Source organism: Halomonas sp. BC04, from assembly GCF_000568385.1.
Genome location: NZ_AZQX01000410.1, coordinates 1 through 5,734, shown reverse-complemented (window position 1 = coordinate 5,734; position 5,734 = coordinate 1). Strand labels below are relative to the sequence as shown.

Sequence of the window (5,734 nt, the reverse complement as noted above, 5' to 3'; positions counted from 1 at the left end):
CGTCGTTCGGGAAACGGGATAGGATTGGTTCATGAAATACAAGGATCTACGGGATTTTATCGCCGCGCTGGAGGCCCAGGGCGAGCTGGTGCGAGTCTCGGCCGAGGTCGATCCCTACCTGGAAATCACCGAGATCTGCGATCGCACCCTGCGCGCCGGCGGCCCGGCGCTGCTGTTCGAGAACGTCAAGGGTCACACCATGCCTTTGTTGGGCAACCTGTTCGGTACCCCGCATCGGGTCGCCCTGGGCATGGGGCAGGATAGCGTCGAGGCGCTGCGGGAGGTGGGCAAGCTGCTTGCCTTCCTCAAGGAACCCGACCCGCCCAAGGGCATGCGCGACGCCTGGGATAAACTGCCGATCTTCAAGCAGGTCATGAGCATGGGCCCGAAGACGGTGCGCTCGGCCCCGGTCCAGGCGCTCATCTATGAGGACGACGACGTCGATCTGGGCCGCTTGCCGATCCAGCACTGCTGGCCTGGCGATGTCGCCCCCCTGGTGACCTGGCCGCTGGTGGTCACCCGCGGGCCACACAAGAAGCGCCAGAACCTTGGCATCTACCGCCAGCAGAAGCTTTCCCGGAACCGGCTGATCATGCGCTGGCTATCCCACCGGGGTGGTGCGCTCGATTTCCAGGAGTTCCAGCAGACGAACCCGGGCGAGCCCTTCCCGGTGGCGGTGGCGCTGGGCGCCGATCCGGCCACCATCCTTGGCGCGGTGACGCCGGTGCCGGATTCGCTCTCCGAATACGCCTTCGCCGGTCTGTTGCGCGGTTCTCGCACCGAGCTGGTCAAGTGCGGGCATGCGGATCTTCAGGTGCCGGCATCGGCGGAGATCATCCTGGAGGGCTTCATCTACCCGGACGATACCGCGCCGGAAGGCCCCTACGGCGATCACACCGGCTACTACAACGAGGTGGACGAGTTCCCGGTCTTCACGGTCACCCGCATGACCATGCGCAAAGACGCCATCTACCACTCAACCTACACCGGTCGGCCACCGGACGAGCCGGCTATTCTCGGCGTGGCACTCAACGAAGTGTTCGTGCCGATCCTGCGCAAGCAGTTTCCCGAGATCACCGACTTCTATCTTCCCCCGGAGGGCTGTTCCTATCGCATGGCGGTGGTGACCATGAAGAAGCAGTACCCGGGCCACGCCAAGCGAGTCATGATGGGAGTGTGGAGTTTCCTGCGCCAGTTCATGTACACCAAGTTCGTGGTGGTGCTCGATGACGACGTCAGCGCCCGCGACTGGAAGGACGTGATCTGGGCCATCACCACGCGGATGGACCCGGCCCGGGACACCGTGTTGGTGGAGAACACTCCCATCGACTACCTCGACTTCGCCTCCCCGGTGGCGGGTCTGGGCTCCAAGATGGGGCTGGACGCCACTGCCAAGTGGCCCGGCGAAACCGATAGAGAGTGGGGCACGCCCATCGTCATGGACGAGGCCGTCAAGGTCCGCGTCAGCGAGCGCTGGAACGAATTGGGTATCGCACTACCCACCAACCCTGATGACAAGAGGCATTCATGACGGCAAGGACCCTGACCTGTCAGGTGACAGCAGTGGAGGATCTCACTCCCGACGTTTTCCGCGTCCGGCTGGAGGGGCGGCCCGAGGCGATGGCCCACGCCCCTGGCCAGTATCTTGAGCTGGCACTGGACGAGGAGACCTGGGTGCCGTTCTCCATTGCCAATGCCCATGGCGGTGATGGCACCCTGGAACTGCATATCCAGCACTGGCCCGAGCGTGAGAACTCGGACCGCCTGCGCGACCTGGTCGTGGTTGCCCACCACTTGACGCTGCGCATGCCGGGGGGCGACTGCGTGCTGGACAGCACCAGCCAGCGGCCGCTGCTGCTGGTTGCCGCCGGTACCGGCTTCGCTCAGATGAAGGCCATCGTCGAGGCCTCGCTGCACGAATCCCCGCAGCGGCCCATTGACCTGTGGTGGGCGGCGCGTGAACGGCGTGATCTCTACCTCGAGAGCCTGCCGCGGGCGTGGGCCGAGAGCCACGACAATGTCCGCTTCCATGTGGTCACCGAGGTGGCGCCGGAGACGCCGGTGGACGGAGTGCGGGTCATCGGCCATCTGGGGCGCATCGACCAGGCGCTGGCCGAGGCGCTCGACGACATTTCCGACCATGACGTCTACCTTTCCGGATCGCCGGGCATGGTCTACGCCTGCGTCGACGTGCTGGCCTCGCTGGGGCTCAGCGCCTCCCGGGTCTTCTCGGATGTCTTCGCCTATGCGCCGCGTCAGCCCCTGGTACCCACGGCCGGCGTGCTCAAGCGGCAGGGCGGCCGGTGAGCGCCTCGCCGATCCTGATCACTGGCGGCGCCCAGCGCCTGGGGCGCCACTGCGCCGAACGGCTGGCCGAGGACGGGCATCCCGTGATCATCAGCTATCGTCGTGAGCGCGAAGCGCTGGCGGCGCTGCGTGAACGCGGCATCGTGACACTCCAGGCGGACTTCTCCACCGAGGAGGGTATTCTCGACTTCATCGCTCGCCTCAAGGTCGAGACCTCGTCGCTGAGGGCTATCGTGCACAATGCCAGCGACTGGGCGCCGGACTCGGCCGACGACCAGGCCGGCGCGACCTTCGAGCGGCTGTTTCGCATCCATATGCAGGCCCCCTACCTGATCAACCTGCACTGCCATGAGCTGCTGGAGGCCTGCGGGGAGCCCCAGCGCGATATCGTGCATATCACTGACTACGTGGTACAGAAAGGCTCGAGGAAGCACGCCGCCTATACTGCGACCAAGGCGGGGCTGGAGAACCTGACGCTCTCGTTCGCGGCCATGTATGCCCCCTCGATCCAGGTGAATGCCATTGCCCCGGCGCTGATCATGCTCAATGAGGGTGACGATGCCGCCTACGTTGAAAAGGCGAGAGCCAAGTCGGCGATGGGCATGGTACCGGGGCCGGGGGTGTTCTATCAGAGCCTGCGTTACCTGCTCGACAATCGCTATGTCACCGGGATTACCCTGCCCCTCGATGGCGGCCGCCATCTTCGCTAGACTGACATCATCGAAGGTATCCATCCAGGAGCCTCCCGAAGTGTCCATCAGGCAGATGGCAGCAAGGCGGGTAGCATAAGGGACAAGGAGCGACAGGATGACGGCACAAGATTCGACCTACCATGACGAGAGCGGCCTGCTGTGGCTGATACCGCTGGCGCTGGTTCTGGCGCTGAACTGCCTGCCGCTGATCATTGGCATCGCTCGGGTCTTCAGTCATTGAAGGAACCGGACTTGCCAAGGTTGCCGCGATGCGGCACGATGAAAGCAGAATTCAGGGAGATGACCATGACACCGAGCCTTGCTCAATCCAGCCGCTTCTTCAACCGCGTCTCCGGCGCTGTGAAGTCGTGCGGGTTGGGTTTGGGTGGTCAGTTGGGTGGTCAGTATTGGTACTGGTTTAGCGCCGGTGTGCCGGCGGCCGGGTCCTAGGACACCGCCGCGAAGGCACACCCTAACCGGGTTGCCTCCCACCAGAAACCCCCGGTCGGCAACCCGCCCGGGGGTTTTGCGTTTTGCAGCCCCGAACACTATCGTTTGCAACGCAGCAATGACAGGAGACGCACCATGACCGCACGCATCAGCGCCTTTGCCACCTACGCCCGGAACCGCCAGGACTATTATGGCTGGGGCTATGGCTGGCGATTTAGCGCTACGCGGTCGGCTCAGTGCGCCACCTCCGACCGTGAGATTGCCGGTGGCAAGAATACGTCACGATGTTTGCCGATCTCACGGAGTTGATGACCATGAATGCCCACTCTTCCCTTGCCGAGCGCCTGCCCGACAACCCTGCCGAGCTTGATCTCGTCGCCGATACCAGCCGGACCGAGATGACGCTGCCGACCCCAGGTGAACTGCGTCACCGTCTCCCGCTGGACCCGCAACTGGCTGAGCGGATTCAGGCCCAGCGCCAGGCCGTCCATGACATCCTGCAGGGCCATGATGACCGGCTACTGGTCGTGGTTGGCCCCTGCTCGATTCACGATCCCGTGTCGGCGCTGGAGTACGCGCAACGCCTGGCCGAGTTGGCGCCCAGGGTATCGGATCGCCTGCTGCCGGTGATGCGCGTCTACGTGGAGAAGCCGCGCACCACGGTGGGCTGGAAGGGGCTTGCCTATGATCCCGACCTTGACGGCACCGGCGACATGGCCCGCGGCCTTCAGCTGTCGCGCCAGCTGATGTGTGATATCGCCTCGCTCGGCCTGCCGGTTTCCACCGAGCTGCTGCAACCGATGCTCGCCCCCTACCTGGATGACCTGCTGGCCTGGGTCGCCATCGGCGCACGCACCACCGAATCCCAGCTGCATCGTGAGCTTGCCAGTGGCCTGGAGGCGGCGGTGGGCTTCAAGAATGCCACCAGCGGGGACGTCAAGGTCGCCCTGGACGCCATGCGGGCGGCGGCGCACCCCCACCAGCACTTCGCCCTTGCCGCCGACGGTCGCCCTGTGGTGCGCGAGACCGCCGGGAACCCCCACACGCATGTGGTACTGCGCGGCGGCAATGGAGGCCCCAACCACGACGCGGATTCGGTGCGTGCCTGTCGCCAGGCGCTGGAAGCCGCCGGGCTGACGCCGCGCCTGATGGTCGACTGCAGCCACGCCAATGCATGCAAGGACCATCGCCGCCAGGGCGAGGTGCTGCACGACGTGCTGGCGCAGCGCCTGGCCGGCGAGACCTCACTGATGGGCTGATGCTGGAGAGTCACCTGGAGGAAGGGCGGCAGGCTCTCGAGCCCGCGACCCTGCGTTACGGCGTGTCGGTGACCGATGCCTGCCTGGGCTGGGAAGCCACCGAATCGCTGCTGCTGGAGGCCGCGGAGCAGCTGCGCTCGGCTTGAACCGGCAGACTGTCCATGCCGGCCTGGTCTCTTTGCCTGTACCCGTGGCGGTGAATGACGGGATAATCCGGACCTTTCCCGCCGCGAGCCAAGCAGAGGAGGCACCGATGCCGTTTCGTTTCGAGCACCATGACCCGGAGTCCTACCGTCGCAAGGCGCGCCTGATCAGCGTGGCCATGGCCGCTCAGTTGATCGTCTTCGGCCTGGTGTTTTCCCAGCTGCTGACTGCCACCTTCGGCTCCAGCCTGTGGCTCAATGCGCTGGGGGTGTTGCTGGGCTTGATCGTCACCAGCCTGACCTTCGCCGTACTGCGCGAGCGCCCCTGGATGACCGAGATGCGTTACGTATGGCAGCTCAAGCATCACCTCTCCCGTGTGAGCGGCTACCTCTCCACCCTGCGTCGCGAGGCGGAGCAGGGCAATGACGTTGCCCTCAACCTGATGAGCTTCTACCACCAGGGCATGGCTCAACTGGCCGAGCTAAACGGCCGCACCATGGACGATGACGGCGAACTCATCGCCGAGCGGCAGAAGATCAAGCGCCTGCGCGAAGAGCGGGGCATGGCCGAGCGGGTGGATGGGTTCGATCCGAACGATCTGGCCGCCTTCAAGCGAAGTTAGGAGCCTGTCGGACTTAACGCTTCGGTCAAATCCGACAGGCTCCTGGCCGCTTTACTGAGCGAGCAGCCGGGCCGCGCGCTTGGCGAAGTAGGTGAGGATGCCGTCGGCGCCGGCGCGCTTGAAGCATGTCAGCGATTCGAGGATCACCTCGTCGGCCGACAGCCAGCCGTTGTCGAAGGCGGCCATGTGCATGGCGTATTCGCCACTCACCTGATAGGCGTAGGTGGGTACCTTGAGCTCGTCCTTGATGCGCCGCACCA

6 protein-coding genes and 2 pseudogenes are annotated in these 5,734 nt (G+C 64.8%); 7 read left to right on the top strand and 1 reads right to left on the bottom strand.

The window, feature by feature from the left end:
• Positions 1-31 precede the first annotated feature (31 nt).
• The 7 genes and pseudogenes from ubiD (at position 32) to Q427_RS27150 (ending at position 5,474) form a co-directional block, all read left to right on the top strand.
• On the top strand, positions 32-1,531 hold the full coding sequence (gene ubiD, locus Q427_RS27170) for a 4-hydroxy-3-polyprenylbenzoate decarboxylase (RefSeq protein WP_043518674.1): 1,500 nt from the start codon (positions 32-34) through the stop codon (positions 1,529-1,531).
• Positions 1,528-2,307: an NAD(P)H-flavin reductase gene (locus Q427_RS27165; protein WP_043518672.1), complete on the top strand. Its 780-nt coding sequence runs from the start codon at positions 1,528-1,530 to the stop codon at positions 2,305-2,307. The genes ubiD and Q427_RS27165 overlap by 4 nt, the downstream gene beginning before the upstream one ends.
• Positions 2,304-3,017, top strand: coding sequence for a dihydromonapterin reductase (folM, locus tag Q427_RS27160; protein WP_043518671.1), 714 nt, complete (start codon positions 2,304-2,306; stop codon positions 3,015-3,017). Before Q427_RS27165 ends, folM begins: the two co-directional genes overlap by 4 nt.
• 97 nt (positions 3,018-3,114) lie before the next feature.
• Positions 3,115-3,240 carry a hypothetical protein gene (locus Q427_RS35815; RefSeq protein WP_269321241.1) on the top strand — a complete coding sequence of 42 codons (126 nt, stop codon included), beginning with the start codon at positions 3,115-3,117 and terminating at the stop codon, positions 3,238-3,240.
• Between the two features lie 344 nt (positions 3,241-3,584).
• Positions 3,585-3,758 carry a hypothetical protein gene (locus Q427_RS32865; protein WP_197030842.1) on the top strand — a complete coding sequence of 58 codons (174 nt, stop codon included), beginning with the start codon at positions 3,585-3,587 and terminating at the stop codon, positions 3,756-3,758.
• Positions 3,759-3,763: 5 nt separating this feature from the next.
• Positions 3,764-4,854: pseudogene (locus tag Q427_RS27155) on the top strand (3-deoxy-7-phosphoheptulonate synthase).
• Between the two features lie 107 nt (positions 4,855-4,961).
• On the top strand, positions 4,962-5,474 hold the full coding sequence (locus tag Q427_RS27150; protein ID WP_043518669.1) for a DUF3087 family protein: 513 nt from the start codon (positions 4,962-4,964) through the stop codon (positions 5,472-5,474).
• A 51-nt stretch (positions 5,475-5,525) separates the two neighbouring features.
• On the opposite strand, the pseudogene Q427_RS27145 reads toward Q427_RS27150, so the two are convergent.
• Positions 5,526-5,734 (bottom strand): annotated as a pseudogene (locus Q427_RS27145) (porphobilinogen synthase); the annotation flags it as partial.

Coding starts and splice junctions, on each gene's coding strand:
- ubiD (WP_043518674.1), top strand. CDS start 32: ATGAAATACAAGGATCTACGGGATTTTATCGCCGCGCTGGAGGCCCAG.
- Q427_RS32865 (WP_197030842.1), top strand. CDS start 3,585: ATGACCGCACGCATCAGCGCCTTTGCCACCTACGCCCGGAACCGCCAG.
- Q427_RS35815 (WP_269321241.1), top strand. CDS start 3,115: ATGACGGCACAAGATTCGACCTACCATGACGAGAGCGGCCTGCTGTGG.
- Q427_RS27165 (WP_043518672.1), top strand. CDS start 1,528: ATGACGGCAAGGACCCTGACCTGTCAGGTGACAGCAGTGGAGGATCTC.
- Q427_RS27150 (WP_043518669.1), top strand. CDS start 4,962: ATGCCGTTTCGTTTCGAGCACCATGACCCGGAGTCCTACCGTCGCAAG.